Here is a 25,681-nt window from a genome sequence, read left to right as displayed (position 1 = left end):
TATGAGCCTGATTACAGCGCGCAACATAAACGTCCGCCAGGGCGATAAACTGGTTTTGCAAAACGTTGATTTCGAAATTCGCAAAAGCGAGATCGTGACGATTGTCGGTCCGAACGGGTCGGGGAAATCCACTTTGTTGCGGACATTGATCGGTGCGATTGCCCCTGAAAAAGGTAAGTTACTGCGCGAGCCTGGGCTGCGTATCGGATATGTACCGCAAAAACTATTTGTGGATGGGGCAATGCCTCTGACTGTGCGGCGTTTTCTGGATGTTCCGAAACGCGTCAAAAATGCAGAGGCAGATGCCGCGCTAGATCGGACAGGGGTCGCGCATTTGGCGGACCAACCCCTGAACGGTCTAAGCGGTGGGCAATTCCAACGGGTTCTGTTGGCCCGCGCGATTTTGGTGAAGCCAGACATTTTGATGCTGGACGAAGCAACGCAAGGTTTGGACCAACCGGGGTCTGCAGCGTTCTATCAACTGATCGAAGAACTGCGCGACACAATGGGCTGTGCCGTTTTGATGGTCAGTCACGAATTGCACGTCGTCATGAGCGCCTCTGACCGCGTTATTTGCCTAAATGGGCATGTGTGCTGCGAAGGGGCGCCAGACGTTGTATCGGCCGCGCCTGAATACCGCCAGCTGTTCGGAACGGGGACGAAAGGCGCGTTGGCATTGTACCGGCACGATCACAACCACGATCATGACCATGTGCACGAACATGATCACACCTGCGACCACGAAGGAGCCCACTGATGTTGGACGATTTTTTCATCCGTGCGCTGATTGCGGGTGTCGGCACGGCTATCACGGCGGGTTGGTTGGGCACGTTCGTTGTGTGGCGCCGCATGGCGTATTTCGGGGATGCTACGGCGCATGCTGCGGTACTGGGGGTTGCACTGGCGCTGGGGTTCCAGATTTCGATCCTGATCGGGGTGTGTCTGACTGCTGGCGGTATGGCCGTTCTGCTATGGGCGCTGCATGGACGCGGGTTTTCAGTGGATACACTGTTGGGGGTCCTTTCGCATGGCGCTTTGGCAATTGGCCTATTGGCAGTGGCGATGGTCCCCGGTCCGCGAGTCAGTCTGGATTCGTATCTGTTCGGCGATATCCTGACGGTCAGCAAAATGGACCTGATCGTTATCTGGTGCGGGTCGGCTGTGGTTGCTGGGGTGTTGTGGTGGCGCTGGTCGGCGCTGGTGACATCGACCGTATCGCCTGATTTGGCCTTTGCTGCTGGCATTGACCCAAGGCGCGAACAATTGATTTTGTCGCTGTTGTTGGCGGGCGTGGTGGCTGTGTCGATCAAAGTTGTCGGGGCGCTGCTGATTACCGCGCTGCTGGTTATTCCTGCCGCCGCTGCCCGTAACGTCGCGCGGACGCCCGAAATGATGGCCGTCATTGCGGCACTGATCGGCGGGGCGTCGGCGATCGGTGGGTTGCACGCGTCTTTGTGGTTTGATGCGCCTGCGGGCCCGCCAATTGTCGTGGCAGCCGTCGTGTTGTTTGCGGCGGGCGTGGTGCTGCGGCCTGTGTTTATTCGCCGTTGACCGAATGACAGGCTTGGCATAGGCACTGCGTCGCGCGGATGGCTGGATGACCGCAGGTTTGACCTGAGGAAAGTCCGGACACCAAAAGGCAAGGTGCCGGGTAACGCCCGGCGGGGGTAACCCTAGGGACAGCGCCACAGAGAACAGACTACCCTGCATGCAGGGAAAAGGTGAAACGGTGGAGTAAGAGCCCACCGCGGGACTGGCAACAGGACCGGCAAGGCAAGCCCCACCTGGTGCAATGCCAAATAGGGACCTCGTGCCCGTTAGGGCAGGGACGCCTAACCCCGAGAGGTCCGGGTTGGCAGCTAGAGGGCGGTTGGTAACAGCTGCTCAAGATGAATGGTCATCCAAGGGGTCAAACCCTGGACAAAATCCGGCTTATAGGCCGTCCGCGCATAAATGTTTCAGGAATCTTCTGAAACGCTGTTGACTCGGCCCAACCCTTCGTTAAAAGGCGGGCTTCATACGAATTCACGCGATGTGCCGCTATCTCACGGCCCGCGATCAGGAGAGATGAGACATGGCGAAGCCGACCACTATCAAAATCCGCCTGAACTCCACCGCGGGTACCGGGCACTTCTACGTCACTAAAAAGAACGCGCGTACGATGACCGAAAAAATGGTTGTACGTAAATACGACCCAGTTGTTCGTAAGCACGTTGAATACAAAGAAGGTAAGATTAAATAATCTTACGTTCTTGTATTGTGATACAGACGGCCGTACGGGACACCCGTGCGGCCGTTTTCTTTTGGTTCTGTTATGTTTTATGTTCGTGAAGCCAATTCAGCTGATCTACCTGCCGTCGTCGCGCTAATGAAGGCGAGCTATGACGTGCAACTACGCGATTCCTATCCCCCTTCGACATTCGAAAGGCTAAGGGAAGAGATCGTAGAGATGCCTGTAGAATTGATCGATTCTGGCAGGTTTTATTTGGCTGTGGAAAACGACAAAGTTTTGGGCTGCGGTGGTTGGATGCGTGATGCACCCAAACAGTTGGACCCAAAACCCCAATTTGGTTTGCTACGTCGGTTCGCAACATCGCCTATGGCGCTGCGATACGGCATTGCGTCCGAACTTTTGTATCAATGCATTGCCGCTGCGCGGGTCGAAGGCCTACGAGGCTTTGAATGCGTGACGACATTGAATGCGGTGGGTTTCTTTCGGAATCGCGGATTCGTCGTCGAAGGGGAAATGAACCTTCTTTCTGACACCGTCACCGATGACAAAATTCCCATGGTTCGTATGCTGCGGGAATTTTAGCGCATATTGCTGCGCAGAATTTCCATCGCCTCTTGGTGAATGTCGCGATTCGCGGCGGCGATGACCTGACCGCCATTGTGGACTGGGTTGCCATCCCAATCGGTCACGATCCCGCCGGCTGCCTGAATCAACGCGATAGGCGCCTGAATGTCATAGGAATTCAGTCCTGCTTCGATCACCAGATCGATTTGGCCCGCAGCAAGCAGGGCATAGGCATAACAGTCGCAGCCATACCGCACCAATTGCGCCTGATCCGCCACGGCAGTGAATGCCGCGCGTTCGGCATCGCTGCCCACCTCGGGGAATGTTGTGAATAGGATAGACTGTGACAGCGGACGCGCTGCGCGGGTCTGCAATGCGCGTGTGCCGTGTGGCCCTGTAACGGTCGCGTGGGTGGGTGCGCCGATGAAACGTTCGCCGATATAGGGTTGGTCAATGATGCCCACCACAGGGCCGCTTGCGGGGCCTACAGCGATCAACACGCCCCAAGTTGGCGTGCCGGACAAATACCCGCGCGTGCCGTCAATCGGATCCAGAACCCATGTCAGCCCCGAAGTGCCGTTTGTGATTCCATATTCTTCGCCGATAATTGCGTCGTCTGGGCGCTCTGCTGCCAATACGTCGCGCATTGCGCGTTCGGCGGCGCGGTCGCCTTCGGTCACGGGGTCAAAATCTGCGGGGCGTTTGTTGTCTGCCGACAGGCCAACACTGCGGAAATGTTCCAACGTCGCAGGACGGGCCGCATCGGCAAGCAAATGGGCGACCCGGATCAGATCGCCCATTGTTTCGGTATCGATTTTATCGGTCATGACCAGCCCCTGAATTCGCTTCCGTTTTCGGTAGCGCGGGACCCGTCACATGGTCAAGCTGTTAGGCGGCCGAGTCGGACAGGACGCGTGCCAAATCGAACAGGCGGCGACGTTGTGCTTCGGGAATTGCGTAATAAGAACGCAAAAGCTCCAGTGCTTCTTTGTCCGACAGGATGTCGTTTGGCATGTCGCCTTCGGTCTGGGCTGCTGCGTTTTCCAGTCCTTCAAAGAAGAACGAAATATCCACACCCAATGCGTGAGCGATATCCCACAGGCGCGAAGCAGAGACGCGGTTCATGCCGGTTTCATATTTTTGGATTTGCTGGAATTTAATTCCAACTTTTTCAGCAAGCTGCTGCTGAGTGGTGCCAATCATCCACCGACGGTGGCGGATGCGTTTACCTACATGCACATCTACTGGATGGCTCATGGACACATGTTCCTTTCGGGTCACTGGTAACGTTTGACGATCACCGACCACCCCACAGGTCGTTATCACGTATTTAGGATCTGTTTTTCGCGCCCTAATAGAACACGTAACGGTTGCGCATAAAACCTGCCCTTTAGGACAGGTTGAGCTGCAAAAGGTCATTGGTGTCGCAGTTGGAGACTGTTGTTTTGCAATCCGTATTGGGCTCTGCCATCCTTTCGGTTGAATACAGATCGTAACATGGGCCCGTTTGATGAAATCCTATCGTGTTTCGGCGTTTGATACTGCGCCGTCGCTGGAAAATATTGCCGTTCCGTCGCCGCAAAAAGGCGAAGTTTTACTGGAAATTCATGCATGCGGGCTGAATTTTGCTGATTTGTTAATGACCAAAGGCACCTATCAGGACACGCCTGAACCGCCCTTTACGCTGGGCCTAGAGGTGTGCGGGACGATCCGTGAACTGGGGGCAGATGTCACTGGATTCGATGTGGGTGACCGCGTAGCTGTCTATGGCGGGCAGGGCGGAATGGCCGAATTTGGCGTTTTTCCTGCAGAACGTTGCGTCACGGTGCCTGATGCTATGTCCAGCGCCGAAGCGGCGGGTTTCATGGTGGCCTATGGGTCATCGCACCTTGCCTTGACGCGGAGGGCGCGGTTGCAGGCGGGCGAAACGCTGGTTGTGATGGGGGCGGCCGGCGGCGTTGGTCTGACCGCCGTTGAAATCGGCAAACAGTTGGGCGCAACTGTGATTGCTGTGGCACGTGGCGCGGAAAAATTGGAAATCGCGCGTCAGGCGGGCGCGGATCATCTGATCGATGCCTCTGCCGATCTGGTTGCCGAACTAAAGGCGTTGGGCGGGATCGACGTGGCCTACGATGCCGTCGGCGGTGATATGTTCAAGGCGGCGATGAAGGCCGCCAAACGCGAAGCGCGGCTGATGCCGATCGGTTTTGCCAGCGGTGATGTTCCGCAGATTCCGTCAAATCATCTGCTGGTCAAAAACATCGACGTGATCGGGTTTTATTGGGGCGGCTATTTGAAATTCAATCCCAAAGCCCTGACCGATAGCATGGCTGAATTGTTTGACTGGTACACCGCTGGCCGCATCAAGCCGCATGTCAGCCACATCGTCCCGTTGGATCAGGCCGCCGATGCGTTGGATATTTTGGCCAAACGCAAATCGACGGGCAAAGTGGTGGTTACGCCCTAGCGCGATATGCCTCGCGCAGCATATCAGCCAGATGCTGGCCTACGGGGTCGTTCCTGTTGGGGGACAGATACAGGTTGATATACGTGCTGGGCAGTTCAGGCAGGGTGCCGCCGTGGTCGATCTGTTCCAATTCTGTCGGGGCTGTGCCCTCTAGCATCGTGTGGACGGCCAAATCTGCGGCGATCGTCGCCTCGGCTGATCGGGTGGAATCCGTGTCCAGCGCCATTTCCCACGAAATTCCGGCGTCCTCTAGCGTGCGCTGACAGACGTTGCGGAAAATGCAGTGGGCTTCGTGGCCCAGACGCAAGGGACGATTGCGAAACGCGGTGCCATTCGGCGCCCCGATCCAAACCAGCGGCACATCAGCCAGCGTTTCGGCATCAACAGGTTGTTCGTATTCCGTGGTCAGCAGGACATCAATTTCCTGATTGGTGAACTGCTGTTTCATTTGCCGCGTGTAGGACGAAATCAAGCGGACTTGGACACGCGGAAAGTCTAACGAAAACTGGCGCAGAACGGGCGGCAAAACGGGATAGACGATATCATGCGGCACGCCCAACGTGATTTCGCCTTCGAAAGCGTTCGAGGTCAGCCGCCCCAATGCTTCGTCGTTGATGTCCAGCAAACGACGTGCATACCCCAACAGCTGCTCTCCGGCGGCGGTTGCTTTGATCTGGCGGCCCGAACGGTCCAGCAGGATCAACCCAAGGTTTTCCTCTAGCCGTTTGAGCTGCATGGAAACAGCCGATTGCGTCAGGTTCAGCCGCGTCGCAGCGCGAGTCACCCCGCCCAAATCCAGAACGGTCACCAGGGCGCGCAGGGCGGTCATGTCTAGGTTACGGGCCATTATCAAAATCTGTGATGTTAGGGATGACAATCATTCGTTTCCATAATGCACGTCCAGCGAGTTACATCAAGGATATTGAACGAACACAGCAATTCATCACGAAAGGAAATGACCGATGGCTTTTGTTCAGTCTTCTTCCCTGCGCGGCGTTTCTGGTCGCCGCTTATCGATTGCAAAGCGTTTGCGCATGATGTTCGCGCTGCGCAAAAGCCGGGCACAGTTGGCCGCGCTGACCGATGATCAATTGGCCGATATCGGTGTTTCGCGCGATCAAGCCATGGCCGAAAGCCAGCGCGCGCCATGGGATGGGCACGAATATTGGGTCAAACGTACGTTTTGATACCTTACTAGCCCTTGAAAACCTGTGCCGCATTTCCGATATTTAAAGCAAAGCCCCTATGGTGGGGCCAAAACACAGCGTTTTTGGAGGTTTTCAATGGCTGACTTTCGCACGATGCATGCCGCAACAGGCGCACGCACCGCTGCTATCGACGAGGGCCTGCGCGCCCACATGAACAAAGTTTACGCGACGATGTCGGTCGGCACCCTGCTGACATTTATCGTTGCGTGGGCATTTGGTTCTAGCGCGGAACTTTTTTCGATCCTGCGTAACCCTCAAGGTGGCATGACCATTCTGGGTTGGATCGTGATGTTCGCGCCGTTGATCATGGTGTTCGCATTCGGCGCCGCGATTAATCGTCTGTCGGCTGCTGGCGCCCAACTGTTCTTCTACGCATTCGCGGCCGTTATGGGCCTGTCGATGTCGTGGATTTTCGTCGCGTTCACCGGCACTTCGATTGCTCAGGTATTCTTGGTCACCTCGATCGCTTTTGCGGGTCTGTCGCTGGTTGGTTACACCACCAAAAAAGACCTGTCCGCGATGGGTTCGTTCCTGATCATGGGTGTGATCGGTCTGCTGGTCGCATCGATCATCAACATGTTCCTGCAATCGCCAGCAATCGCATATGCTGTGTCGATCCTGGGCGTTCTGATCTTTGCGGGTCTGACGGCATATGACACGCAGAAAATCAAAAACGACTACATCCAGCACGCACATGCGATGGATCAGGAATGGCTGGCGAAATCGGCAATCATGGGCGCACTGAACCTGTACTTGGATTTCATCAACATGTTCATGTTCCTGCTGCAATTGCTGGGCAACCGCGAATAACGCATTTTCAAACCGCTTAATGTTTAGGCCGTCCGTAGGGGCGGCCTTTTCGTTTGTATAGTTTGCTCGCGCGAAGGGTTAGGGTTGCTCGACAGTTGGCGGTTTGGGCCGTCCAATAACATGTGAGAAGTATCAGACAGGTTTGGGTCACATGTTCTATCGAATCTATACAGTCAAACTCGGAAGTTTGGCGAATGCAAAGCTGGCCGCAGCATTCTTTACCGAGACCTTTGAGAAAGACGCACACATGCTGCCTGTGGCGTCGATCGAAATCTTTTTCGATTCCGAAGGCAGTTTGCTGATTCACGTTGGCGCGACCTCAATGGCGGCAATGAAACGTTTCAATAAATACGGCGATGCTGTGCTAGAGGAACTGCGCGAAAGTTTCGTGTGCAAGACAGACAAATTCACCACTGTTTCGGTTTTCCGTTTCGATCAGGCCGCAGCAAAGGTCGCGGTTTAACGGTTGCAGTTGTTCCGCGCGCGGCTACGGTTGGCATTAGGCAACTGAGGGCGTAGCGGTGCGTATTCTAATCAAGGGCGCGACCATTCTGACGATGGACGATCATCTGCACGAATGCGTCGGTGATATTTTGATTTCAAACGGGGTGATCCAAGCGGTCGGGCAGATCGATGCCGTCGATGTTGATCGCACCATTCATGCTGCGGGCTGTGTTGTTACCCCGGGGTTGGTGAACACGCATCATCATTTATTCCAAACTCTCACGCGGGCTGTGCCGGGCGGTCAGGATGCACTGCTGTTTGGGTGGCTAAAAACGCTTTACCCTATTTGGTCGCGGTTCGGGCCAGAGGAATTTTATACCTCGGCGGCGGTAGGATTGGCCGAACTGGCGCTATCGGGATGTACGTTGACGTCAGACCATTTGTATCTGTTCCCCAATGGCGGCCGATTGGACGACACGATCGCGGCGGCCTCAGATATCGGCCTGCGGTTCCATCCAACTCGCGGCGCCATGAGCATAGGCGAATCCGACGGCGGGCTGCCGCCTGATGGTCTGGTGGAAAACGAAGCGGATATTTTGAACGACTGCATCCGCGTGATTGATGCGTTTCACGATGATAGCGACGGCGCAATGGTGCGCGTTGGTGTTGCGCCTTGTTCTCCGTTTTCGGTGTCCCGTGACCTGATGCGCGATGCCGCCGTTCTGGCGCGCGACAAAGGCGTGATGATGCACACGCATTTGGCCGAAAACGACGAAGACATTGCCTATAGCCTTGCCAACTTTGGCTGTCGTCCCGGTCAATATGCCGAAGAATTGGGTTGGACGGGGTCTGATGTCTGGCATGCCCATTGCGTCAAATTGGACGCTGAGGAAATTGAGCTGTTCGCACGCACGAAAACGGGCGTAGCGCATTGTCCGTGTTCCAACTGCCGTTTGGGGTCGGGCATAGCGCCGCTGCGGTCCATGCGGGACGCGGGCGTGCCGGTTGGGTTGGGCGTCGACGGATCAGCCAGCAATGACGCGGGCAATCTGGTGCTAGAGGCGCGGCAAGCCATGCTGTTACAGCGCGTGGCCAACGGTGCAGACGCCATGAGCGCCCGAGAGGCATTGTATATTGCAACCCGTGGCGGGGCCGAAGTTTTGGGCAGATATGACTGTGGGCAGATCGCTGTAGGCAAACGGGCAGATATCGCCATCTGGGATGTGTCTGGTATCGAATCCGCGGGCAGTTGGGACCCAGCGGCGATATTATTGGCAGGCCCGACAACCGTTCGTGATTTGTTGGTCGAAGGCCGTATCGTGGTAGAAAGCGGTCAGTTGGCTACAATGGATTTACAAGCGCTGGTGCGCCAACAAAATAAGTTAGCAAAAGGGTTAATGGTATGAAGTTACGTTCGATGTGCGCGGCGATGGCGATGGGTTTGATGGCAGGCTGTATTGTCGAGCCGATCCCAATTCCCGTTGGATCGTCGATGCCTGATCCTTCGTCGGTATCGATTACACCGGCAACGACGGGCTTTGGCGCATTGATGGTGTCTCAGCGGGCGGCGGCAGGCGTGGGTCCTGTCGAAGAAAACGCACAACTAACCGCCGCTGCGAACGCGTATGCACGGCGTTTGGATACCGAAGGTTTCTTTGATCACGTTGCGCCTGATGGATCAAAACCATCGGATCGCGCATTGGCCGCTGGGTACTGCGACCAATACGTTGGTGAAAACCTTGCTTACGGGCAAGCTTCGGAAATTCAGGTGATGCAGGATTGGATGAGCTCTACGGGGCATCGCGAAAATATCCTGAACCCGAATTTCGTTCGGTACGGTTTGGGCCGCTATGGCGACAAATGGGTGCTGATGCTGGGGGGTGCGTGCACGTTTTGACCCGCGATCCATGTGGCGGTGATCGCACGGTCATCGCCCATCATGATCGTTGGGAACAGCGCATCCCATAGGTTTTCAGCCCGATCCGCCCGTTGCGCGATCGCTGCGGTGGATTTCAGATCTACCACCGTGATATCGGCCATTGATCCCGCAGCCAGTCGGCCAATTTCACCCGTTTTATGCAGCGCCGCTGCCGATCCTTCGGTCGCCAACCACCACAGCTGTGATGGATGCACGGCTTCTCCGCGTAGTTGGGCAATTTCATAGGTGGCGCCCATCGTGCGCAGCATCGAAAAATTCGATCCGCCTCCGGTGTCTGTGGCCAAACCGATGCGCATTTGCGTTTTGGACAGGCCCATCAGGTCGAACAATCCAGATCCGATGAACGTGTTCGATGTCGGACAGTGGACGACCGAAGCGCCGATGTCGGACAGACGCGTAATTTCGCGGTCGGTCAAATGAATTGCGTGGCCGTATAGTCCCATTTCGCCCAGCAAACCGAATTGTTCATAGGTATCCAAATAATCCCGCGCGGCGGGGAACAGGGATTTGACCCATTCGATTTCGGGCAGCTGTTCGCTGAGATGCGTTTGCATCATCACGTCAGGACGTTCGGCCCATAGATCGCCCAAAACCCTTAGCTGTTCTGCTGTCGATGTGGGCGAAAACCTAGGCGTGATCGCATAGGTGGCGCGGCCACGGGCATGCCATTTATCCAGCAATGCTTTGCTGTCGTCGTATGCGGATTGGACCGTATCGCGCAACGTATCAGGCGCGTTTCGATCCATGCAGGTTTTTCCGGCTACGACGGCCATATTCCGCGCCTCTGCGGCGGTGAAAAACGCATCCACCGATGTAGGATGGATTGTGCAGAAACTGGTTAATGTTGTCGTGCCGTGGGCGACGGCCAAATCGATTGTACGATTGGCGATGTCAGCGGCGTAATCGGGGTCAAAAAAACGGGACTCTTCGGGGAAAGTGTATGTATTCAGCCAATCAATCAGCTGTTTTCCCCATGACGCGATGATGCCCGTTTGCGGATAATGCATATGGGCGTCGATAAACCCCGCAGTGATTAGCGCATCCCCGTAATCTGTGACCTGAGCATCTGGATTGGCGCTGCGGATTGCGTCCGCTGCGCCTACATCGGTGATGCGGTCGCCTTCGATCAACACGGCCCCGTGGGTGTGGTGTTCAAAGGCAGTGTTCCAATCTGTTTCAAATGGATTTGCTGTAAAAGCCAGAGTTTGGCCTGTCAGAATATGTTTGTTCATAGGGGTGACATTAGGGGGCGTGAAACTGGTCGTAAATCGATGATTTTGGTTCTGTTGCCATTGTCGCGCGACGTTATCTTTGTATGTTGAGCGCAAAGATCAAAGGGGGTGCTATGTCCGAACAGTTTGAAATGGACGATGACGAAGCATTCGGCGTTGCCCCAACGCTGATTGATGATGTGGTCGAAGCAACGTCCTCCGGCGACCTTGCCGCTATTAACGAACTGTTGGACCCGATCCACCCCGCGGATATTGCGCACCTGATCGAACAGTTGCCACCACGCGACCGAACTGCACTGATCGAAGTGTGGAAAGGCGTCGATGGTGAAATTCTGTCCGAACTGGACGAAGGGCTTCGCGAAGAAATCATCGAAACGATGGCGCCCGCCGAATTGGCCGAGGTCGTGCGCGATCTGGAATCGGATGACGTTGTCGATCTGGTCGAATATCTGGACGAAGACCAGCAAGAGGCCGTTCTGGATGTGCTGGACGGTGCTGAACGTCTGGCCGTTGAAAAGGCGCTTTCTTACCCCGAAGAATCGGCTGGCCGACATATGCAGGTCGAAGTCGTCCGCGCGCCGGACCACTGGACCGTGGGCGAAGCGATCGATTTTCTGCGGTCCGATGTCGAATTGCCCGATCAGTTTTATCACGTGATCCTGATTGATGCGCGGCTGAAACCTGTGGGCTATGTCACCTTGGGTCGTATTCTGTCCGCGCGTCGGGGGCAGAAACTGACCGATCTGGCCGAAGAAAGTTTCCGCAGTTTTCACGTCGAAGATCCTGCCGCAGATGTGGCGCATGCGTTCAACCACTATCACCTGATTTCCGCGCCTGTGGTGGATGATGATGATCGTTTGGTTGGTGTCATCACAATCGACGATGCGATGACCTTGCTGGACGAAGAGCACGAAGAAGACATCCTACGCCTTGCTGGTGTGGGCGAAGGCAGCCTGTCCGATACCGTTCTGGAAACCACCAAACAGCGTTTGCCGTGGTTGGCCGTAAACCTAGTGACGGCGATCCTTGCGTCGATGGTGATTGGTCTGTTTGAAACGACCATTTCAGGATTGGTTGCTTTGGCCGTTTTGATGCCGATTGTTGCGTCTATGGGCGGCAACGCTGGCACGCAATCGTTGACCGTTGCCGTGCGCGCCATCGCGACCCGCGACCTGACAGGGTCAAACGTTTGGCGGGTTATTCGCCGCGAATTGGCTGTTGGATTGTTCAACGGTTTAGTGTTCGCTGTGTTGATGGGCACGGTGGGCTGGGTCTGGTTCGGAATGCCGATGCTGGGCGTTGTGCTGGCCGTCGCTATGGTGATCAATCTGGTCGTGGCGGGGCTCGCGGGGACTGTGGTGCCGGTGGTATTGGAAAAACTAGGCGTTGACCCTGCGCTGGCATCTGGTGCCTTTGTGACGACCGTGACGGATGTCGTTGGGTTCTTTGCCTTCCTTGGACTGGCTGCGGTGATGATATTATGACCTTGATCGACAAAAACGCTGCACGCAAAGCCGCCTTTGTGCGCCGAAAACTGGCCCACGATGCAGGCGTCGGCACCGCAGCGCATTTGTCCGAGGTTCTGGCCGGTTACCGCGGTGTTCCTATCGCGGGCTACATGCCGATGCGTACCGAAATCGACCCGCTGCCCGCGATGGCCGAAGCTGCGGCCCATGGTCCCGTCTGTGTGCCCGTCATCATCGAAAATGACGCGCCATTACGGTTTCGCCAATGGGAACCCGATTGCGCATTGGAAACAGGGGCATTCGGCGCGCAAATACCCGTGGATGGGGACTGGATCGAACCTGAAATCGTCATCGTCCCAATGGTCGGTTTTTCCCGCGATGGCGGTCGGTTGGGATACGGCGGCGGGTTTTATGACCGCACGCTAGAATTGCTGCGGTCCAAACGTGCGACGTTGGCGATTGGTTTCGCATATGACGCGCAAGAGGACGCAGATCTGCCAATTGAGGATTGGGATCAGCCGTTGGACATGATCGTGACCGAAACGCGCATCATCGACGTGAAACGCGGTTAAATCGCTGGTTGGATCACATTGCGCTGTCTGGCGCGCCGGAACTGTGCAGGCGTTTGGCCGTGGTGTGCCAAAAATAGTTTATGGAAATGCGACAGGTTGGGAATCCCGCATTCCGCCGCGATTTCGCCGAGTGATTCCGAACTGCCGACCAATTGACGGGCCGCGTATTCCATGCGGATGCGGTTTACGTATTCGGATGGGCTTTGTTTCAAATACTGGCGGCACGTGCGGCTGACATGGGCATGAGCGCGCCCCGAAACCCGGACAAACCCTGCTGCGCCATCGCGGAACACCTCTGGATCGCGCACAGCGTGACAGGCGGTGATCAACCATGCGGGTGCAGAGTCGGCTATCGGCTGCACGTCCTCTAACAAATCCGTCAGCAATGGCACCAACAGCGCCGATGCGGTCAACGCGTTAGGCGTGCGCCGTTCCATCGCAACGGCGGCATGGTTCAACGTCGCAAGTTGCTGAATGGATAGCTGATATTCGGCGATTGTATCTGGCGCATCCCAAAAAAAATGCCCATCCAAATCAGGGTAATCGCGCCCCAATTCGGCAATGAATTGCGGGGCAAATGCGACGGATACGATCATCGCATCTTTGCCGCGGCCTTGGATCGCATGCGCCGCAGTCGGAGGCACAAAAATCAACGCGCCTTCGGTTAGGTCGTCCTGCGTGCCGTCCTGTTTGTAATGGCGGATTTTACCGTTCTGCACCCACAGCAATTCATAGAAATCGTGCTGGTGCAGCATTTTGGGTCGACTATTCGCTAAGGCCGCCCGCGTCAGTTGGACCGCAGTGCCATCAGGTAAAAACTCACTATGGCGAATATCAACAATTTCCATAGGTTGTATCTTAGCATGGATTCGGCGATCGGTCTTTAGCGAAATGCCGCAGGTGCAAACAAACGGGTGACGTGATCGCGATTTCTAGCTAGAAGGCGACACGCTGCTGTAAAAGGGACTACACGCTATGACGTTTGATCGCTCTATCAAGATTGCCCCATCGATCCTGTCCGCCGATTTCGCCAATTTTGGCGCTGAAATCCGCGCGATCGAAGATCAAGGTGCTGATTGGGTCCACGTAGATGTTATGGACGGCCATTTTGTGCCTAACCTGACATTCGGCCCACCCGCCGTCAAAGCGTTCCGCCCGCACGTCAAAACATTCATGGATGTGCACCTGATGATCGCGCCTGTTGATCAATATATCGAAGCCTACGCCGAAGCGGGCGCCGATATGATCACTGCCCATATCGAAGCAGGCCCGCACATTCACCGCACATTGCAAGCGATCAAGGCGCAAGGCGTCAAAGCAGGCGTTGCCCTAAACCCAGGCACCCCCGCCGAGGCTGTGGCCGACGTGCTGGATCTGGTGGACATGGTTCTGGTTATGACCGTGAACCCCGGTTTTGGCGGCCAGAAATTTATCCATTCGGGCGTTGATAAAACCCGCAAGGTCCGCGAAATGATCGGTGATCGGGACATCCATATTCAGATTGATGGCGGCGTGACCACTGAAACTGCGCCGCTGGTGGCGGCGGCTGGTGCCGATGTGTTGGTCGCCGGTTCCGCCGTTTTCAAAGGCGGGTCGGTCGATAAACCAGATGTCTATGGACAAAATATCAAAGACATCCGAACCGCTGCTCAGTCGGTTCTATAAACCAAAAGGTGCTTCGGCACCTTTTTTCATTTTTTAGCGACGGATTGATTTGGCTCGTTCGTATACTAACTGAACTGGTAGGGCCCCGTTTATTTTGTGTGGCCGATTTTATTCGAACAGTTATTTGGAATCGAGACGAAGTTGTCACATTCGGATGGTAGCGACCTGCGTAACGGACGAATTATTCGTGGAACCGCAGGCATGAACACGCAACGCGAAACTGAAATCCCCGCCCAAGTTATCCCCGCAGATTTGTTAGCGCGCGCGATGTCGCCGTTTTCCGATCAGGATGCTTTGAAATCGACGCAGTATCCAAACGCGCGGTATTTTCCGGTGTTGTTTATCTCTGACATGCATCTGGGCGCGCATAGTTGTCAGGCAGAGGCGTTGCTGGATTTCCTAAAATCCCATGTGGCCGATGCGATTTATCTGGTTGGGGATATTTTCGATAACTGGCGTCCGATGGGCGCCAATTGGAAACCAGCCCACCACGAAGTCGTTAACCTGCTGCTGGAACGCATGAAAAGCGGCGTGAAACTGATCTATACTCCGGGCAATCACGACGCCTTTTTCCGCAAATATTTCGGCGAATATTTCGACAATTTGATTGTGGCCGATCACGTGTACCACACGACAGCTGATGGCACCCGTTTTCTGGTGATCCATGGCGATTCCTGTGACGTGTTTGAACGCCGTGCACCCATTTTGTCGAAAATCGGCGCCCATTGCGAAAGCCTGCTGCGCTGTGTCCAATTGATGACGAACCACGTTTTGCGCGCATTCGACAAACCTGAATGGTCTGGTGTCGATCACGTTCTAAGCTACGCAAATTCAATGATCCGGTCGCAGGACCGTTTTCAGGAACGCCTGTCCGATCTTGCCGTTGCCCACAAAGCCGATGGGATCATTTGCGGCCATTTTCACCAATCAGCCCTGCATAGCGATTTTGGTGTGATCTACGCAAACTGCGGGGATTGGACTGAAAACTGCACGGCTTTGGCGGAAACAGACAGTGGTCGTTTGGTGATGATTGACTGGGCAGGGCATAGCGTTCGCGGGGTCTCTGGTGATACAGTTGCTGAAATCGAAGACACCCCAGCGACTGTTCAGGCCTAGCGTAAGATGACATTTTTGGAAATTCTGGCGTCAGGGACGGTGATCTCTGTCGCGGCGGTTCATGCGGCGACTGTTGGTGCATCAATCTGGGCTGTGCACCGCCCGTTGGCGCAAACCGACATTTCGGGCCAGCCAGGCGTGACGGTTCTGCGTCCTGTGTGTGGGTTGGAAAACAATCTGGCCGAAACGCTGCGCAGCACGTTCACATTTAGCTACGAAGGTGCGGTTCAGCTGGTTTTTTGCTGTGACGATGCCGATGATCCTGTCGTCCCTTTGGTCAACGACCTGATTGCAGAGTTTCCGAACGTCGATGCACAGCTATTGATTGGTCGCGATACCGTTAGTGGCAACCCGAAACTGAACAATCTGGTCAAAGGCTGGAATGCGACGCGTCACGATTACGTCCTGATGGCAGACAGCAATGTTTTGCTGCCGCATGATTACATTCAGCGGCTGTTTGCGCGTTGGACCCCAGACACGGGGCTAGTGACGTCGCCGCCTGTGGGTATCCGCCCAACAAACGCAGCGGGGCATCTAGAGGCTGCGTTTCTGAACACCTATCAGGACCGTTGGCAACTGACGTCGGATGTGTTCGGAAATGGATTTGCCCAAGGTAAAATTCTGTTCTGGCGCCGCGATGTTCTAGAGGCCGCAGGCGGGTTGGAAAAACTGGGCCGCGATATGGCCGAAGACGTGGCATCGACCAAAGCGGTGCGCGGGCAGGGCCTGCATGTGCGTCTATTGGGTGATCTAATGCCGCAACCGATTGGGGAGCGCACATTTAAAGACGTTTGGAAACGGCAAGTGCGCTGGGCCATGGTGCGGCGTATGGGGTTCCCTGCGCTATATGCCGCTGAAATACTGTCGTCCTCGGCTGTGCCGTTGATCTTGACCATCATTCTGGCGGCTGTTTGCGCGATCCCTTGGGGCTGCGTTTTGGCTTTGGCCGTGTTCTGGTTCGGATTGGAATGGCTGCTGGCATGGGCTGCGCGTTGGCCGCATGGGCTGCGTGATGTGGGCGCGATGATCTGGCGTGACGCGCTGTTGCCTGCCGTGTGGATCGCAGGATGGCGCGGCAAAGAATTTGAATGGCGCGGCAACGCGATGTCGTCGGACGATACGACGGGATAAGCCATGGATTTTTCGACGCTTCAGCAGTTGGTTCAGGACCACGGGTTATGGTTATTGGCGCCTGTATCTGTGATCGAAGGGCCCATCGTGACCGTGATCGCGGCCTATATGGCGTCGTTGGGATTACTGAACGTTTACGCTGTTTATGTGATCTGCGTATTGGGCGATCTGGTGGGTGATGCGATCATTTATTCGATTGGCCGTTTCGGTCCCAAAAGCCTGCCAGGCCGATGGCAAGTGCGTTTGGGCCTGAACCGAACCCGCCGCCGTGGGTTGCGGACCCATTTCAACGAAACGGGTGGCCGGACATTGATCATCGGCAAACTGACCCATTCGGCGGGGGCTGCGGTGCTGTTCGCTGCGGGCACTGGCAAAATGCCGATCGGGCAATTCCTGTGGTACAATCTATTGGGAACCTTGCCGAAAACGCTGCTGTTTGTCGTGTTGGGGTATGTGTTCGGCTATGCCTATTCGACGATTGATCATTATATTTTCCGCGCGTCGCTGATCCTGTTGGTCGTTGCGTTGGTCGGATTTGGCATCTGGTATTACTGGGGGCCGACAAAATCGCAGGAAGATGCGAAATGACGAAACTTAGCTGTATTATCCCCGCCTATAACGAACAAAGCCGTATCCGCGCTGTTCTGGATTCGGTCATCGGCCATCCGCATATCGACGAAATTATCGTGGTGGATGACGGGTCCGCCGATGGCACCGCCGAAGTGGTCGAATCCATCGACGGTGTGCGCCTGATCCGCATGCCTGAAAACCGCGGGAAAACATGGGCTGTGACCGTTGGGATCGAACAGGCGCAGGGCAGCCATCTGATGTTTGTGGACGCTGATTTGCTAGGGTTAGAACAATCGCATTTGACCGATCTGATCACACCCGTTGTGGGCGGGCATGCTGATATTTCGATCAGTCTGCGCACGAATGCGCCGCGCTTTTGGCATTGGATTGGTATCGATTACATCTCGGGCGAACGGGTGATGTCGCGCGATTTGCTGCTTTCGCGTATCGATGAAATGCGAGCGCTGCCGAAATTCGGGCTAGAGGTGTTTATGAATTCGCTGCTGGTGCGTGACCGTGCCCGCGTGGCGGTGGTGAAATGGCCCGGCGTTGAAAGCCCGTTTAAAAACGCGAAATACGGATGGCGTGCGGGCGTTGTGGCGGACGTCAAAATGATCCGCGATATGTGCCGCGCTGTGCCTCCGTGGGGGTTAGCGGCGCAGATTTACCAAATGCGCCGCCAACGGGTGTGATTAGACGGTAACTTCGACGCCGCGCTGAACCGCTGGGCGATCGTAGAAACGCTGTTCATAGGCTGCGACGTTTTTGTAGGTGTCGTATTCCAGAACGTCTTTGGCGTCATAGAATTCCAGCGTTTTCAGCCATGGGGCAATCGCCATATCCGCGATGGAATAATCGCCCGCGACCCAATCGCGGCCAGTTAGCTGCGTGTTTAGAACGTTCAGGATGCGTTTGCCTTCGCCGATGTAACGATTGCGCGCGGTCGGATCCTCCATCGAGGCGCCAGCGAATTTGTAAAAGAAACCCAACTGCCCGAACATTGGGCCCTGACCTGCCATTTGCCACATCAGCCACTGGTACACGGTGAATTTTTCAGACGCTGTGCTGCCCGCGAATTTGCCCGACTTTTCCGCCAGATATTGCAGGATCGCGCCCGATTCAAACAGGGTGATCGGTGCGCCGTCCGGTCCGTTCGGGTCTAGGATCGCAGGGATTTTGTTGTTCGGGCTGACCGACAGAAATTCGGGGCTGCGCATGATGTCGTCAGACAGGCCGCCGGTGGAGTGATATTCATATGCGATGCCCATTTCCTCTAACGCGATGGGCACCTTGCGGCCGTTTGGCGTGCCATAGGCGTAGACCTGCAAAATATCAGGGTTTTGTGCGGGCCAGCGTTTCGTCACTGGGAATTGGGATAAATCGGCCATGGTGCCCTCGTGCTGCAAATAAACATATAGGGGGAACTAGCGCGAAAAATACTCCATAGAAACCGCCGCAAACTGGGGTATGAGTGTGCATACCTGCGCAGCTGCGACAATTTGTGCAGGGATTGGGACATAAAGGGGCATTCAAATGCTGGAAGAATTCAAAAAGTTTATCGCCAAAGGCAACGTCATGGACATGGCCGTTGGTATCATCGTCGGTGCAGCGTTCACCGCAATCGTGAAATCCATGGTCGACGACCTGATCAACCCATTCATCGGTCTGATCATCGGTGGCATCGATTTTTCGAACCTATACGTCGTCCTAAGCGGCGACGTGCCTGAAGGTTCGAGCCTAGAGGCAGCACGCGAAGCAGGCGCTGCCGTATTCGCATACGGTTCGTTCCTGATGGCTGTGATCAACTTCCTGATCATTGCATTCGTTGTGTTCATGCTGGTTCGTCAGGTCAACGCGATCAAAGAAAAAACCAAAAAAGAGGAAGAAGCAGCGCCAGAGGCTCCAAAGGGTCCAAGCGAACTGGACGTTCTGCTGGAAATCCGCGACAGCCTGAAAAAATAAGGTTAACGCCACTCACGGAAAAGGCCCGCTAAATTGGCGGGCCTTTTTTGTTTGTCTGGGGCGCTGATTACAGCAGGGTCGCAGGATCGACGGTTTCGATACCCAACGCTTCGCCAACGGCGGCGTAGGTCAGTTTGCCGTCGTGGACGTTCAGACCGTTCAGCAGGTGTTTGTCGTCTTTGCAGGCCTGTTTCCAACCTTTGTTCGCCAGCGCGATCATGAACGGCAGCGTCGCGTTACCCAGCGCCAGCGTCGATGTGCGCGCAACAGCGCCCGGCATGTTCGCCACGCAGTAATGCATCACGCCGTCGACTTCGTAGATTGGGTCTTGGTGCGTTGTGGCTTTGGACGTTTCAAAACAACCGCCTTGGTCGATGGCGACGTCCACCAGAACAGCGCCTGGTTTCAGTTCGGACAACTGCGCGCGGCTGATCAGTTTTGGCGCGGCTGCACCTGGGATCAGGACGGCGCCGATGATCATGTCGGCTTCGCGGGCAAGTTCGATGGTATTTGCGGCCGATGCGTAAGCGGTTTTGAATTCTTTGCCGAATACGTCATCCAAATAGCGCAGACGCGGGATCGAACGGTCCAGAACGGTCACATCCGCGCCCATGCCAGCAGCAATGCGCGCCGCGTGGGTGCCGACGACACCGCCGCCAATCACAACCACGCGGCCCGGAGCGACGCCTGGCACGCCGCCCAATAGCACCCCGCGACCACCATTCGCTTTTTGCAGCGTGTAGGCGCCAACTTGTGGTGCCAAACGGCCAGCGACTTCGGACATTGGCGCAAGCAGGGGAAGACCGCCACGGTCGTCAGTCACAGTTTCATAAGCGATACAGGTCGCGCCCGATTCGATCAGGTCTTTGGTCTGTTCTGGATCTGGGGCAAGGTGCAGATAGGTGAACAACAGTTGGCCCTTGCGCAGCATTTTGCGTTCAACGGCCTGAGGCTCTTTTACTTTGACGATCATGTCGGCCTTGGCGAAAACATCCGCTGCGGTCGGCTGGATGGTCGCGCCTTCGGCGATGTAATCTTCGTCGGCAAAGCCAGCGCCGATGCCAGCGCCGGTTTCCACGATCACCTCGTGACCGTTAACGATTGCTTCGTGCGCAGCCGCTGGGGTCAGGCCGACACGGAATTCTTGGGGTTTAATTTCTTTCGGGCAGCCGATGATCATTGGAAGTCTCCTGTTGTCTTTCCAATAAGATCGCCCAGCGTTGACGCAAATGTTTGGACATTTGCATGATCATTGGTATTAATTTTCGAAGAATATTCGAATGATGATCGGTATAGCGCGATGAATTACCAAGAAGTCGGATTGGATTCGATAGATTGCCGAATCCTAGAGGTACTGCAAAAGGACGGCCGCCTGTCCAACGCGGAATTGTCCGAACGGGTGAACCTATCCGCATCCGCCTGCCATCGCCGTGTGCAGCGGTTGGAAAAAGACGGGTTTATCGTGGGCTATGTCGCGCTGGTCGATCCGCGTAAAATCGGGCGCAAGACGACCGTGTTCGTGGAAATCACCCTGTCGGGCCAATCGGACGAGGTGCTGAGCGCGTTCGAACGTGCGGTTTCACTGATTCCCGATGTGTTGGAATGCCATCTGATGGCGGGGTCTGCGGATTACCTGCTGAAAGTCGTGGCCGAAGACGCCGAAGATTTCGCCCGCATCCACCGCCGACATCTGGCGGGCCTGCCGGGGGTGCAAACCCTGCAATCGTCGTTTTCGTTGAAAAAGGTGCGCCAGACCACAGCGCTGCCAATCTAGTCGGCTGACTGGATATAGGTGGCAATCGCATTGGCTAAATCAGGGTGGAGCGGGATATTTGGATCGTAATACGTTGCCATAGGCTGGCCCGACACGTCTGGTTTCAGCATATGGGTCGCTGACGGCAGGACAACCAGTTGCGCATCTGGGGCGGCGTCGGTCAAATTTGTCGCGTCGATCATGGTGATCTGAATATCGCGATCCCCTTGGATGACGATCATCGGGCCGTTCCATCCAGCCGCCAGCGCGATGGGGTCAGTTGCAAACAGATCGATCATAAACGGCTGGATCGCTGGGGCAAAGAAACCGCGGAGCTCGGGTGGCATGTCGTGGCTTTCGACCAATATTCCGTCTGATAGCTGATCGATAACGTTTTGAATATCGGGCATGAATGGCGCGTTGTCTGGATTGGTTGCCAATTGTTCTAACAGGATTTCTGCGGGTTTTCGCCCAGGTGCGGCCAGCAATATCAGACCGCACAATGCCTCGGGCTGCTGGGTTGCCGCGATAAGACCGACCAACGCGCCTTCGGAATGGCCAGCGACCCAAATGCAATCCGCGTGTCGGGTCCCATAGTCGGCCCAGTTCAACACATCATCGGCATAGTCCGCCAAGGTGACGTTATTTGCGTCGGCGATAGCGTCTGCGCTGGAAAATAGCCCGCGTTTATCTATGCGGATCGACGGTATGCCGCGTTCAAACAGTTCTATGGCCAAAAGTTTGTATAGATCGCTGTTCAGCCCGCCCATCGGCCCGTTTCCATCGCGATCAATATTGCCAGAACCGGGAACGATGATGACCAAATCGTCGGCATCATCGACGGGTGTAAATTCACCGCCCAATGGTCCGTCGGGCCCGTCGATATAGACGGTTTCTGCCACTGCCACGGATCGAAGCAATGCAAACACCAATGAACATAGGAAACACAACCGAACCATGTTTGCACGATATCCGGTTCGCCCAATAAAAAAACCCCCGCTGAAAACAGCGGGGGTTAATTCATCGCAATGGGGTGCTAATTAAAGCAGACCTTCGCGTTGCAGCTTCTTACGAGCCAGTTTGCGCTGACGACGAATCGCTTCAGCTTTCTCACGGGCTTTCTGAACGGATGGCTTTTCGAAATGTTGCTTTAGCTTCATTTCGCGGAATACGCCTTCACGCTGCAGTTTTTTCTTAAGGGCACGAAGTGCCTGTTCTACGTTATTATCGCGAACACTAACCTGCATGTGGTTTTCACCACCTTTCTAAGTTGGATTTGCAAATAGTTGCAGGAGTGGCGCGTATAGCAAACCGTCCTAGATTTGTCTAGTGTACCCCCAAAGGAGACCGCCATGACCGATTTGCAGCAGCAATTGCTAGACGCGATTATTCCGAACGTAGTGTTTGATGGCTGGACAGATGCCGCATTTGAACGCGCCGCCGAAGATGTCGGCGTGTCCGTTCAGGCTGCACGCGCTGTTTGTCCGCGCGGCGCGACCGATCTGGCGGTGGCCTATCACAAACACGGCGATGACCTGATGCTGGCGCGGATTGCGGATGCCGATATGTCCGCCCTGCGCTACAGCGAAAAGGTCGCCGCCGCGATCCGTTTTCGGCTAGAGGTCGCGGACAAAGAATTGGTGCGCCGCGGCACGACGTTGTTTTCGCTGCCGCATTTGGCGCCTGTGGGCGGTCAGTTGATTTGGGGCACAGCTGACGCGATCTGGAATGCGCTGGGCGACACGTCGGACGATTATAACTGGTATTCGAAACGCACCATCCTATCTGGCGTTTATGGGTCATGCGTTCTGTTCTGGTTGGGCGATGATACGGGCGGAGAAGCCACCCGCGAATTCATCGACCGCCGTATTGAAAACGTGATGCAATTTGAAAAATTCAAAACCTCGGTTAAATCGACGCCCATTGTGGGGCAGTTTGCCAGCGGGTTGGAAAAAATGTTGTCGGGGATCAAACGCCCTTCGGCGGCGACGCGGGATGATTTGCCCGGTCGCTGGACGATAAACGATTAAGGATATTTCCATGACTGAAATGATGCGCGCGGTGGAAATCACCCAATCGGGCGGCCCAGACGTGTTGGCCCCGACTCAGCGTCCTGTGCCCACCCCGAACAAGGGCGAGGTCGTGATCAAAGTCGCCTACGCTGGCGTTAACCGCCCTGACGCGCTGCAACGGGCTGGCCTATACGCGCCGCCCCCCACAGCCAGCGATCTACCGGGGCTAGAGGCATCGGGCGTTGTCACGGCCGTTGGCGAAGGCGTCAAAGACGTTGAAATCGGCGACGAGGTATGCGCCCTGTTGCCGGGTGGCGGCTATGCCGAATATGTGGCGATCCCAGCCGCGCATTGCCTGCCGATCCCTGCGGGGATGTCGATGCGCGATGCGGCCTGTTTGCCCGAAACCTTTTTCACGGTCTGGTCGAATGTTTTCATGCGCGGCGGCCTGAAACGCGGCGAAACATTTCTGGTGCACGGCGGATCGTCTGGCATCGGCACGACCGCGATTCAGTTGGCCAAGGCGCGCGGCGCCCGCGTGTTCGCAACGGCAGGGTCGGACGAAAAATGCGCGGCCTGCGTCGATCTGGGCGCCGAGGCTTGTTTCAACTATCGCACCACCGAATTCGTGGACGAAATGAAAAAGCTGGGCCGCGCCAATGTCATTCTGGATATGGTTGGCGGGTCCTATATCGCACGCAATATCAAAGCCTTGGCGGATGAGGGCCGATTGGTCCAGATCGCATTCCTGCAAGGATCAAAGGTCGAAGTGAACTTGGCCGCGATCATGATGCGCCGCCTGACGTTCACAGGATCCACGCTGCGCCCGCAGTCTGACGCAGCCAAGGCCGAGATTGCCAAACAGCTGAATCACCACGTCTGGCCGCTGATCGCATCAGGTCAAATTGCGCCCGTGATTTTCAAAGAATTCCCACTGGAGCAGGCCGCCGCCGCCCACGAATTGATGGAAAGCAGCGCCCATATTGGGAAAATCGTTCTGGCGGTTTAACGCACCGGATCAAACAGCGCGTCATCCAGCGAACAGTCGCGGATGACGTCGCTGCCGCAACGGCGGAATTCCAGATCGGTGGTCAGGCAGATGCGGACCTCTTGGATATAACCAGAACGGCAGGTAACGGTGATTTCATCCGTGTCCAAACCTTCGTTTTGATCCATGAATGCCTCTTCGATCAGGGACGCGGGTAGGCTGACCTGATTGGTCAGTTTGCGGAAAGCCTGCGGGATGACAAAGGTTTCATAGGCTTCGCGGGCCAGTGCGTAATATTGCGTTGAATTCAGCCCCGAACAGACGCCGTGTTTGTTCCACTGATACCACGCCAAACCTGACGTCCCCATGATGTCGGCCATGTCGGATGTCTGGCGGCGGGTCGGGTTAGGGACGGTCGTCGGGCAATAGTCAGGCCAGCCGTTTTCATACTGCGGCCACAACCCGTGCAGAACCCATCCGAAATCTTCGCTTTCGTCGCATTGGGGGGAATCGCGGCTGTCGCCTTCTAGCGCGCACCAGTTTGGCGACCACGACAGCGCCATCACGTAATAATCGAAATCGCCTGCTGTCCCGTCCGCGATTGCAGCAGCAGGGGTTAGGGCAAGGCATAGCGCAGAAATCAGTCGTTTCATATTTGATCTTTTCTTAAAGGGTCAGCGCGACTATATAGGACCAGAGTTCCCCTACAATGTGAACTGGACTGGAAAATTCCCAGTCCGCCCTTAGCGGGGCAGCGGGGAAGATTTGCGTTAGGAGTAGCTGAGATGGCTGATAAACCGATTATGGCGAAAGCCACCGCTGTTTGGCTGATCGACAACACAACGATCAGCTTTAAACAGATTGCCGATTTCGTTGGCATGCACGAACTGGAAATTCAGGGCATCGCTGATGGTGATGTTGCGCCGGGCGTCAAAGGTTTTGACCCTGTTGCAAACAACCAGCTGACCCAAGAAACCATCGACAAAGCTGAACAGGATCCTCTGTACAAGCTGAAGCTAAAGTTTAACCCATCCGCAGCAGGCGAAGAAAAACGCCGCGGCCCACGGTACACTCCGCTGTCGAAACGTCAGGACCGTCCGAATTCGATCCTGTGGCTGGTGAAATTCCACCCAGAGCTGGCAGACGCCCAGATCGCGAAACTGGTTGGCACCACGAAACCAACCATTCAGGCGATCCGCGAACGCACCCACTGGAACATCCAGAACATGCAGCCGATCGACCCTGTTGCGCTGGGCCTGTGTAAACAATCCGAACTGGACGCTGCTGTTCAAAAGGCAAATGCGAAACGCGCTGCCGAAGGTACCGCAATGACCGACGATGAACGCCGCAAACTGGTGTCGACCGAACAGTCGCTGGATATGCCTGCAGAGCCGAAAATCCCTGCCGCTATCGCAGGTTTGGAAGCGTTCAGCCTGAGCGAAGACAACAACGACGAAGATCCACGCGGCGACGAAGATTTCGCTGATGCGGACAGCTTCTTTAACCTGCCAGGTGATGCTGGTGACGACGAAGACGACAAATAAGTCGT

General features: G+C 55.6%; 32 protein-coding genes and 1 other RNA gene. 23 read left to right on the top strand and 10 right to left on the bottom strand.

What is annotated here, in order from left to right; all coding sequences use genetic code 11:
- Position 1: 1 nt before the first annotated feature.
- From ACXAGA_RS02390 to ACXAGA_RS02370, 5 genes are all read left to right on the top strand, one after another.
- Positions 2 to 757, top strand: coding sequence for an ATP-binding cassette domain-containing protein (locus ACXAGA_RS02390; RefSeq protein WP_475115908.1), 756 nt, complete (start codon positions 2 to 4; stop codon positions 755 to 757).
- Positions 757 to 1,551: a metal ABC transporter permease gene (locus ACXAGA_RS02385; RefSeq protein ID WP_475115907.1), complete on the top strand. Its 795-nt coding sequence runs from the start codon at positions 757 to 759 to the stop codon at positions 1,549 to 1,551. The genes ACXAGA_RS02390 and ACXAGA_RS02385 overlap by 1 nt, the downstream gene beginning before the upstream one ends.
- 34 nt (positions 1,552 to 1,585) lie before the next feature.
- An RNA gene (gene rnpB, locus ACXAGA_RS02380) (RNase P RNA component class A) lies at positions 1,586 to 1,951 on the top strand.
- A gap of 123 nt (positions 1,952 to 2,074) precedes the next feature.
- Positions 2,075 to 2,242 (top strand): 50S ribosomal protein L33, encoded by a 168-nt coding sequence (gene rpmG / locus ACXAGA_RS02375; RefSeq protein ID WP_007814563.1) that lies wholly within the window; start codon positions 2,075 to 2,077, stop codon positions 2,240 to 2,242.
- A 72-nt stretch (positions 2,243 to 2,314) separates the two neighbouring features.
- On the top strand, positions 2,315 to 2,815 hold the full coding sequence (locus ACXAGA_RS02370; protein ID WP_475115906.1) for a GNAT family N-acetyltransferase: 501 nt from the start codon (positions 2,315 to 2,317) through the stop codon (positions 2,813 to 2,815).
- Here ACXAGA_RS02370 and hisN read toward each other — a convergent pair.
- Positions 2,812 to 3,624, bottom strand: a complete 813-nt coding sequence (hisN, locus tag ACXAGA_RS02365) for a histidinol-phosphatase (RefSeq protein ID WP_475115905.1) — start codon at positions 3,622 to 3,624, stop codon at positions 2,812 to 2,814. The genes ACXAGA_RS02370 and hisN overlap by 4 nt on opposite strands.
- Positions 3,625 to 3,685: 61 nt before the next feature.
- On the bottom strand, positions 3,686 to 4,054 hold the full coding sequence (locus tag ACXAGA_RS02360; protein WP_086451587.1) for a helix-turn-helix domain-containing protein: 369 nt from the start codon (positions 4,052 to 4,054) through the stop codon (positions 3,686 to 3,688).
- Positions 4,055 to 4,307: 253 nt separating this feature from the next.
- Here ACXAGA_RS02360 and ACXAGA_RS02355 point away from each other — a divergent pair, with 253 nt between their 5' ends.
- Entirely contained in the window at positions 4,308 to 5,264 is a 957-nt protein-coding gene (locus tag ACXAGA_RS02355) for an NADPH:quinone oxidoreductase family protein (RefSeq protein WP_475115904.1), read from the top strand.
- On the opposite strand, the gene ACXAGA_RS02350 is transcribed toward ACXAGA_RS02355, so the two are convergent.
- A complete protein-coding gene (locus ACXAGA_RS02350; RefSeq protein ID WP_475115903.1) occupies positions 5,254 to 6,111 on the bottom strand; it encodes a LysR family transcriptional regulator in 858 nt (285 codons plus the stop codon). The genes ACXAGA_RS02355 and ACXAGA_RS02350 overlap by 11 nt on opposite strands.
- Before the next feature lie 115 nt (positions 6,112 to 6,226).
- Here ACXAGA_RS02350 and ACXAGA_RS02345 point away from each other — a divergent pair, with 115 nt between their 5' ends.
- The 5 genes from ACXAGA_RS02345 to ACXAGA_RS02325 all read left to right on the top strand — a co-directional run bounded on the left by ACXAGA_RS02345 (position 6,227) and on the right by ACXAGA_RS02325 (position 9,623).
- Positions 6,227 to 6,451 (top strand): DUF1127 domain-containing protein, encoded by a 225-nt coding sequence (locus ACXAGA_RS02345; protein WP_475115902.1) that lies wholly within the window; start codon positions 6,227 to 6,229, stop codon positions 6,449 to 6,451.
- Between the two features lie 96 nt (positions 6,452 to 6,547).
- Positions 6,548 to 7,282 carry a Bax inhibitor-1/YccA family protein gene (locus tag ACXAGA_RS02340; RefSeq protein WP_475115901.1) on the top strand — a complete coding sequence of 245 codons (735 nt, stop codon included), beginning with the start codon at positions 6,548 to 6,550 and terminating at the stop codon, positions 7,280 to 7,282.
- 151 nt (positions 7,283 to 7,433) lie between these two features.
- The gene (locus ACXAGA_RS02335) at positions 7,434 to 7,745 is read left to right on the top strand and encodes a hypothetical protein (protein WP_475115900.1); all 312 of its coding nucleotides are present in this window, start codon (positions 7,434 to 7,436) and stop codon (positions 7,743 to 7,745) included.
- 94 nt (positions 7,746 to 7,839) lie between these two features.
- Positions 7,840 to 9,132: an 8-oxoguanine deaminase gene (locus ACXAGA_RS02330; RefSeq protein ID WP_475116218.1), complete on the top strand. Its 1,293-nt coding sequence runs from the start codon at positions 7,840 to 7,842 to the stop codon at positions 9,130 to 9,132.
- Complete coding sequence (locus ACXAGA_RS02325; RefSeq protein ID WP_475115899.1) at positions 9,129 to 9,623, top strand: CAP domain-containing protein; 495 nt, start codon at positions 9,129 to 9,131, stop codon at positions 9,621 to 9,623. The genes ACXAGA_RS02330 and ACXAGA_RS02325 overlap by 4 nt, the downstream gene beginning before the upstream one ends.
- Here ACXAGA_RS02325 and guaD read toward each other — a convergent pair.
- On the bottom strand, positions 9,575 to 10,897 hold the full coding sequence (gene guaD, locus ACXAGA_RS02320) for a guanine deaminase (protein WP_475115898.1): 1,323 nt from the start codon (positions 10,895 to 10,897) through the stop codon (positions 9,575 to 9,577). The two genes, ACXAGA_RS02325 and guaD, sit on opposite strands and share 49 nt — an antisense overlap.
- A gap of 113 nt (positions 10,898 to 11,010) precedes the next feature.
- Here guaD and mgtE point away from each other — a divergent pair, with 113 nt between their 5' ends.
- Both mgtE and ACXAGA_RS02310 read left to right on the top strand, forming a co-directional pair.
- Positions 11,011 to 12,381 carry a magnesium transporter gene (gene mgtE / locus ACXAGA_RS02315; protein ID WP_475115897.1) on the top strand — a complete coding sequence of 457 codons (1,371 nt, stop codon included), beginning with the start codon at positions 11,011 to 11,013 and terminating at the stop codon, positions 12,379 to 12,381.
- Positions 12,378 to 12,935, top strand: a complete 558-nt coding sequence (locus ACXAGA_RS02310; protein ID WP_475115896.1) for a 5-formyltetrahydrofolate cyclo-ligase — start codon at positions 12,378 to 12,380, stop codon at positions 12,933 to 12,935. Before mgtE ends, ACXAGA_RS02310 begins: the two co-directional genes overlap by 4 nt.
- On the opposite strand, the gene ACXAGA_RS02305 is transcribed toward ACXAGA_RS02310, so the two are convergent.
- Positions 12,932 to 13,783 (bottom strand): AraC family transcriptional regulator, encoded by an 852-nt coding sequence (locus tag ACXAGA_RS02305; RefSeq protein ID WP_475115895.1) that lies wholly within the window; start codon positions 13,781 to 13,783, stop codon positions 12,932 to 12,934. The two genes, ACXAGA_RS02310 and ACXAGA_RS02305, sit on opposite strands and share 4 nt — an antisense overlap.
- A 127-nt stretch (positions 13,784 to 13,910) precedes the next feature.
- Between ACXAGA_RS02305 and rpe the strand changes: the two genes are divergently transcribed.
- From rpe to ACXAGA_RS02280, 5 genes are all read left to right on the top strand, one after another.
- A complete protein-coding gene (gene rpe / locus ACXAGA_RS02300; RefSeq protein ID WP_475115894.1) occupies positions 13,911 to 14,600 on the top strand; it encodes a ribulose-phosphate 3-epimerase in 690 nt (229 codons plus the stop codon).
- Positions 14,601 to 14,801: 201 nt separating this feature from the next.
- Positions 14,802 to 15,716, top strand: a complete 915-nt coding sequence (locus ACXAGA_RS02295) for a UDP-2,3-diacylglucosamine diphosphatase (RefSeq protein ID WP_475115893.1) — start codon at positions 14,802 to 14,804, stop codon at positions 15,714 to 15,716.
- Positions 15,717 to 15,722: 6 nt separating this feature from the next.
- Positions 15,723 to 16,847 (top strand): ceramide glucosyltransferase, encoded by a 1,125-nt coding sequence (locus ACXAGA_RS02290; protein ID WP_475115892.1) that lies wholly within the window; start codon positions 15,723 to 15,725, stop codon positions 16,845 to 16,847.
- A gap of 3 nt (positions 16,848 to 16,850) precedes the next feature.
- Positions 16,851 to 17,435: a DedA family protein gene (locus ACXAGA_RS02285; RefSeq protein ID WP_475115891.1), complete on the top strand. Its 585-nt coding sequence runs from the start codon at positions 16,851 to 16,853 to the stop codon at positions 17,433 to 17,435.
- Entirely contained in the window at positions 17,432 to 18,109 is a 678-nt protein-coding gene (locus tag ACXAGA_RS02280) for a glycosyltransferase family 2 protein (RefSeq protein ID WP_475115890.1), read from the top strand. The genes ACXAGA_RS02285 and ACXAGA_RS02280 overlap by 4 nt, the downstream gene beginning before the upstream one ends.
- Here the strand turns inward: ACXAGA_RS02280 and ACXAGA_RS02275 are convergent, their stop codons facing one another.
- Complete coding sequence (locus ACXAGA_RS02275) at positions 18,110 to 18,805, bottom strand: glutathione S-transferase N-terminal domain-containing protein (RefSeq protein WP_475115889.1); 696 nt, start codon at positions 18,803 to 18,805, stop codon at positions 18,110 to 18,112. It lies immediately after the preceding gene.
- Positions 18,806 to 18,950: 145 nt separating this feature from the next.
- On the opposite strand from ACXAGA_RS02275, the gene mscL reads away from it, so the two are divergent.
- Positions 18,951 to 19,379 (top strand): large conductance mechanosensitive channel protein MscL, encoded by a 429-nt coding sequence (gene mscL, locus ACXAGA_RS02270; protein WP_475115888.1) that lies wholly within the window; start codon positions 18,951 to 18,953, stop codon positions 19,377 to 19,379.
- A 67-nt stretch (positions 19,380 to 19,446) separates the two neighbouring features.
- On the opposite strand, the gene ald is transcribed toward mscL, so the two are convergent.
- Positions 19,447 to 20,559 carry an alanine dehydrogenase gene (gene ald, locus ACXAGA_RS02265; RefSeq protein ID WP_475115887.1) on the bottom strand — a complete coding sequence of 371 codons (1,113 nt, stop codon included), beginning with the start codon at positions 20,557 to 20,559 and terminating at the stop codon, positions 19,447 to 19,449.
- 120 nt (positions 20,560 to 20,679) lie between these two features.
- On the opposite strand from ald, the gene ACXAGA_RS02260 reads away from it, so the two are divergent.
- On the top strand, positions 20,680 to 21,153 hold the full coding sequence (locus tag ACXAGA_RS02260; RefSeq protein WP_475115886.1) for an Lrp/AsnC family transcriptional regulator: 474 nt from the start codon (positions 20,680 to 20,682) through the stop codon (positions 21,151 to 21,153).
- On the opposite strand, the gene ACXAGA_RS02255 is transcribed toward ACXAGA_RS02260, so the two are convergent.
- Positions 21,150 to 22,052, bottom strand: coding sequence for an alpha/beta hydrolase (locus ACXAGA_RS02255; RefSeq protein WP_475115885.1), 903 nt, complete (start codon positions 22,050 to 22,052; stop codon positions 21,150 to 21,152). The two genes, ACXAGA_RS02260 and ACXAGA_RS02255, sit on opposite strands and share 4 nt — an antisense overlap.
- Before the next feature lie 120 nt (positions 22,053 to 22,172).
- Positions 22,173 to 22,379 (bottom strand): 30S ribosomal protein S21, encoded by a 207-nt coding sequence (rpsU, locus tag ACXAGA_RS02250; protein WP_086451606.1) that lies wholly within the window; start codon positions 22,377 to 22,379, stop codon positions 22,173 to 22,175.
- A 105-nt stretch (positions 22,380 to 22,484) separates the two neighbouring features.
- On the opposite strand from rpsU, the gene ACXAGA_RS02245 reads away from it, so the two are divergent.
- Together ACXAGA_RS02245 and ACXAGA_RS02240 are read left to right on the top strand one after the other, a co-directional pair.
- A complete protein-coding gene (locus ACXAGA_RS02245; protein ID WP_475115884.1) occupies positions 22,485 to 23,162 on the top strand; it encodes a COQ9 family protein in 678 nt (225 codons plus the stop codon).
- Between the two features lie 10 nt (positions 23,163 to 23,172).
- Positions 23,173 to 24,153 (top strand): NAD(P)H-quinone oxidoreductase, encoded by a 981-nt coding sequence (locus ACXAGA_RS02240; protein WP_475115883.1) that lies wholly within the window; start codon positions 23,173 to 23,175, stop codon positions 24,151 to 24,153.
- Here the strand turns inward: ACXAGA_RS02240 and ACXAGA_RS02235 are convergent.
- Entirely contained in the window at positions 24,150 to 24,785 is a 636-nt protein-coding gene (locus tag ACXAGA_RS02235) for a ribonuclease T2 family protein (RefSeq protein ID WP_475115882.1), read from the bottom strand. The two genes, ACXAGA_RS02240 and ACXAGA_RS02235, sit on opposite strands and share 4 nt — an antisense overlap.
- A 132-nt stretch (positions 24,786 to 24,917) precedes the next feature.
- Between ACXAGA_RS02235 and ACXAGA_RS02230 the strand changes: the two genes are divergently transcribed.
- Positions 24,918 to 25,676: a DUF1013 domain-containing protein gene (locus ACXAGA_RS02230; RefSeq protein ID WP_475115881.1), complete on the top strand. Its 759-nt coding sequence runs from the start codon at positions 24,918 to 24,920 to the stop codon at positions 25,674 to 25,676.
- Positions 25,677 to 25,681: the final 5 nt, after the last annotated feature.

It is taken from the genome of Marivivens sp. ABH4_498 (genome assembly GCF_056160585.1).
This window is presented reverse-complemented; position numbering and strand designations above follow the sequence as displayed.

Excerpts from the sequence above, each read along its gene's own strand:
- ACXAGA_RS02390 (WP_475115908.1), top strand. The coding sequence starts at position 2 with ATGAGCCTGATTACAGCGCGCAACATAAACGTCCGCCAGGGCGATAAA.
- ACXAGA_RS02385 (WP_475115907.1), top strand. The coding sequence starts at position 757 with ATGTTGGACGATTTTTTCATCCGTGCGCTGATTGCGGGTGTCGGCACG.
- rpmG (WP_007814563.1), top strand. The coding sequence starts at position 2,075 with ATGGCGAAGCCGACCACTATCAAAATCCGCCTGAACTCCACCGCGGGT.
- ACXAGA_RS02370 (WP_475115906.1), top strand. The coding sequence starts at position 2,315 with ATGTTTTATGTTCGTGAAGCCAATTCAGCTGATCTACCTGCCGTCGTC.
- hisN (WP_475115905.1), bottom strand. The coding sequence starts at position 3,624 with ATGACCGATAAAATCGATACCGAAACAATGGGCGATCTGATCCGGGTC.
- ACXAGA_RS02360 (WP_086451587.1), bottom strand. The coding sequence starts at position 4,054 with ATGAGCCATCCAGTAGATGTGCATGTAGGTAAACGCATCCGCCACCGT.
- ACXAGA_RS02355 (WP_475115904.1), top strand. The coding sequence starts at position 4,308 with ATGAAATCCTATCGTGTTTCGGCGTTTGATACTGCGCCGTCGCTGGAA.
- ACXAGA_RS02350 (WP_475115903.1), bottom strand. The coding sequence starts at position 6,111 with ATGGCCCGTAACCTAGACATGACCGCCCTGCGCGCCCTGGTGACCGTT.
- ACXAGA_RS02345 (WP_475115902.1), top strand. The coding sequence starts at position 6,227 with ATGGCTTTTGTTCAGTCTTCTTCCCTGCGCGGCGTTTCTGGTCGCCGC.
- ACXAGA_RS02340 (WP_475115901.1), top strand. The coding sequence starts at position 6,548 with ATGGCTGACTTTCGCACGATGCATGCCGCAACAGGCGCACGCACCGCT.
- ACXAGA_RS02335 (WP_475115900.1), top strand. The coding sequence starts at position 7,434 with ATGTTCTATCGAATCTATACAGTCAAACTCGGAAGTTTGGCGAATGCA.
- ACXAGA_RS02330 (WP_475116218.1), top strand. The coding sequence starts at position 7,840 with ATGGACGATCATCTGCACGAATGCGTCGGTGATATTTTGATTTCAAAC.
- ACXAGA_RS02325 (WP_475115899.1), top strand. The coding sequence starts at position 9,129 with ATGAAGTTACGTTCGATGTGCGCGGCGATGGCGATGGGTTTGATGGCA.
- guaD (WP_475115898.1), bottom strand. The coding sequence starts at position 10,897 with ATGAACAAACATATTCTGACAGGCCAAACTCTGGCTTTTACAGCAAAT.
- mgtE (WP_475115897.1), top strand. The coding sequence starts at position 11,011 with ATGTCCGAACAGTTTGAAATGGACGATGACGAAGCATTCGGCGTTGCC.
- ACXAGA_RS02310 (WP_475115896.1), top strand. The coding sequence starts at position 12,378 with ATGACCTTGATCGACAAAAACGCTGCACGCAAAGCCGCCTTTGTGCGC.
- ACXAGA_RS02305 (WP_475115895.1), bottom strand. The coding sequence starts at position 13,783 with ATGGAAATTGTTGATATTCGCCATAGTGAGTTTTTACCTGATGGCACT.
- rpe (WP_475115894.1), top strand. The coding sequence starts at position 13,911 with ATGACGTTTGATCGCTCTATCAAGATTGCCCCATCGATCCTGTCCGCC.
- ACXAGA_RS02295 (WP_475115893.1), top strand. The coding sequence starts at position 14,802 with ATGAACACGCAACGCGAAACTGAAATCCCCGCCCAAGTTATCCCCGCA.
- ACXAGA_RS02290 (WP_475115892.1), top strand. The coding sequence starts at position 15,723 with ATGACATTTTTGGAAATTCTGGCGTCAGGGACGGTGATCTCTGTCGCG.
- ACXAGA_RS02285 (WP_475115891.1), top strand. The coding sequence starts at position 16,851 with ATGGATTTTTCGACGCTTCAGCAGTTGGTTCAGGACCACGGGTTATGG.
- ACXAGA_RS02280 (WP_475115890.1), top strand. The coding sequence starts at position 17,432 with ATGACGAAACTTAGCTGTATTATCCCCGCCTATAACGAACAAAGCCGT.
- ACXAGA_RS02275 (WP_475115889.1), bottom strand. The coding sequence starts at position 18,805 with ATGGCCGATTTATCCCAATTCCCAGTGACGAAACGCTGGCCCGCACAA.
- mscL (WP_475115888.1), top strand. The coding sequence starts at position 18,951 with ATGCTGGAAGAATTCAAAAAGTTTATCGCCAAAGGCAACGTCATGGAC.
- ald (WP_475115887.1), bottom strand. The coding sequence starts at position 20,559 with ATGATCATCGGCTGCCCGAAAGAAATTAAACCCCAAGAATTCCGTGTC.
- ACXAGA_RS02260 (WP_475115886.1), top strand. The coding sequence starts at position 20,680 with ATGAATTACCAAGAAGTCGGATTGGATTCGATAGATTGCCGAATCCTA.
- rpsU (WP_086451606.1), bottom strand. The coding sequence starts at position 22,379 with ATGCAGGTTAGTGTTCGCGATAATAACGTAGAACAGGCACTTCGTGCC.
- ACXAGA_RS02245 (WP_475115884.1), top strand. The coding sequence starts at position 22,485 with ATGACCGATTTGCAGCAGCAATTGCTAGACGCGATTATTCCGAACGTA.
- ACXAGA_RS02240 (WP_475115883.1), top strand. The coding sequence starts at position 23,173 with ATGACTGAAATGATGCGCGCGGTGGAAATCACCCAATCGGGCGGCCCA.
- ACXAGA_RS02235 (WP_475115882.1), bottom strand. The coding sequence starts at position 24,785 with ATGAAACGACTGATTTCTGCGCTATGCCTTGCCCTAACCCCTGCTGCT.
- ACXAGA_RS02230 (WP_475115881.1), top strand. The coding sequence starts at position 24,918 with ATGGCTGATAAACCGATTATGGCGAAAGCCACCGCTGTTTGGCTGATC.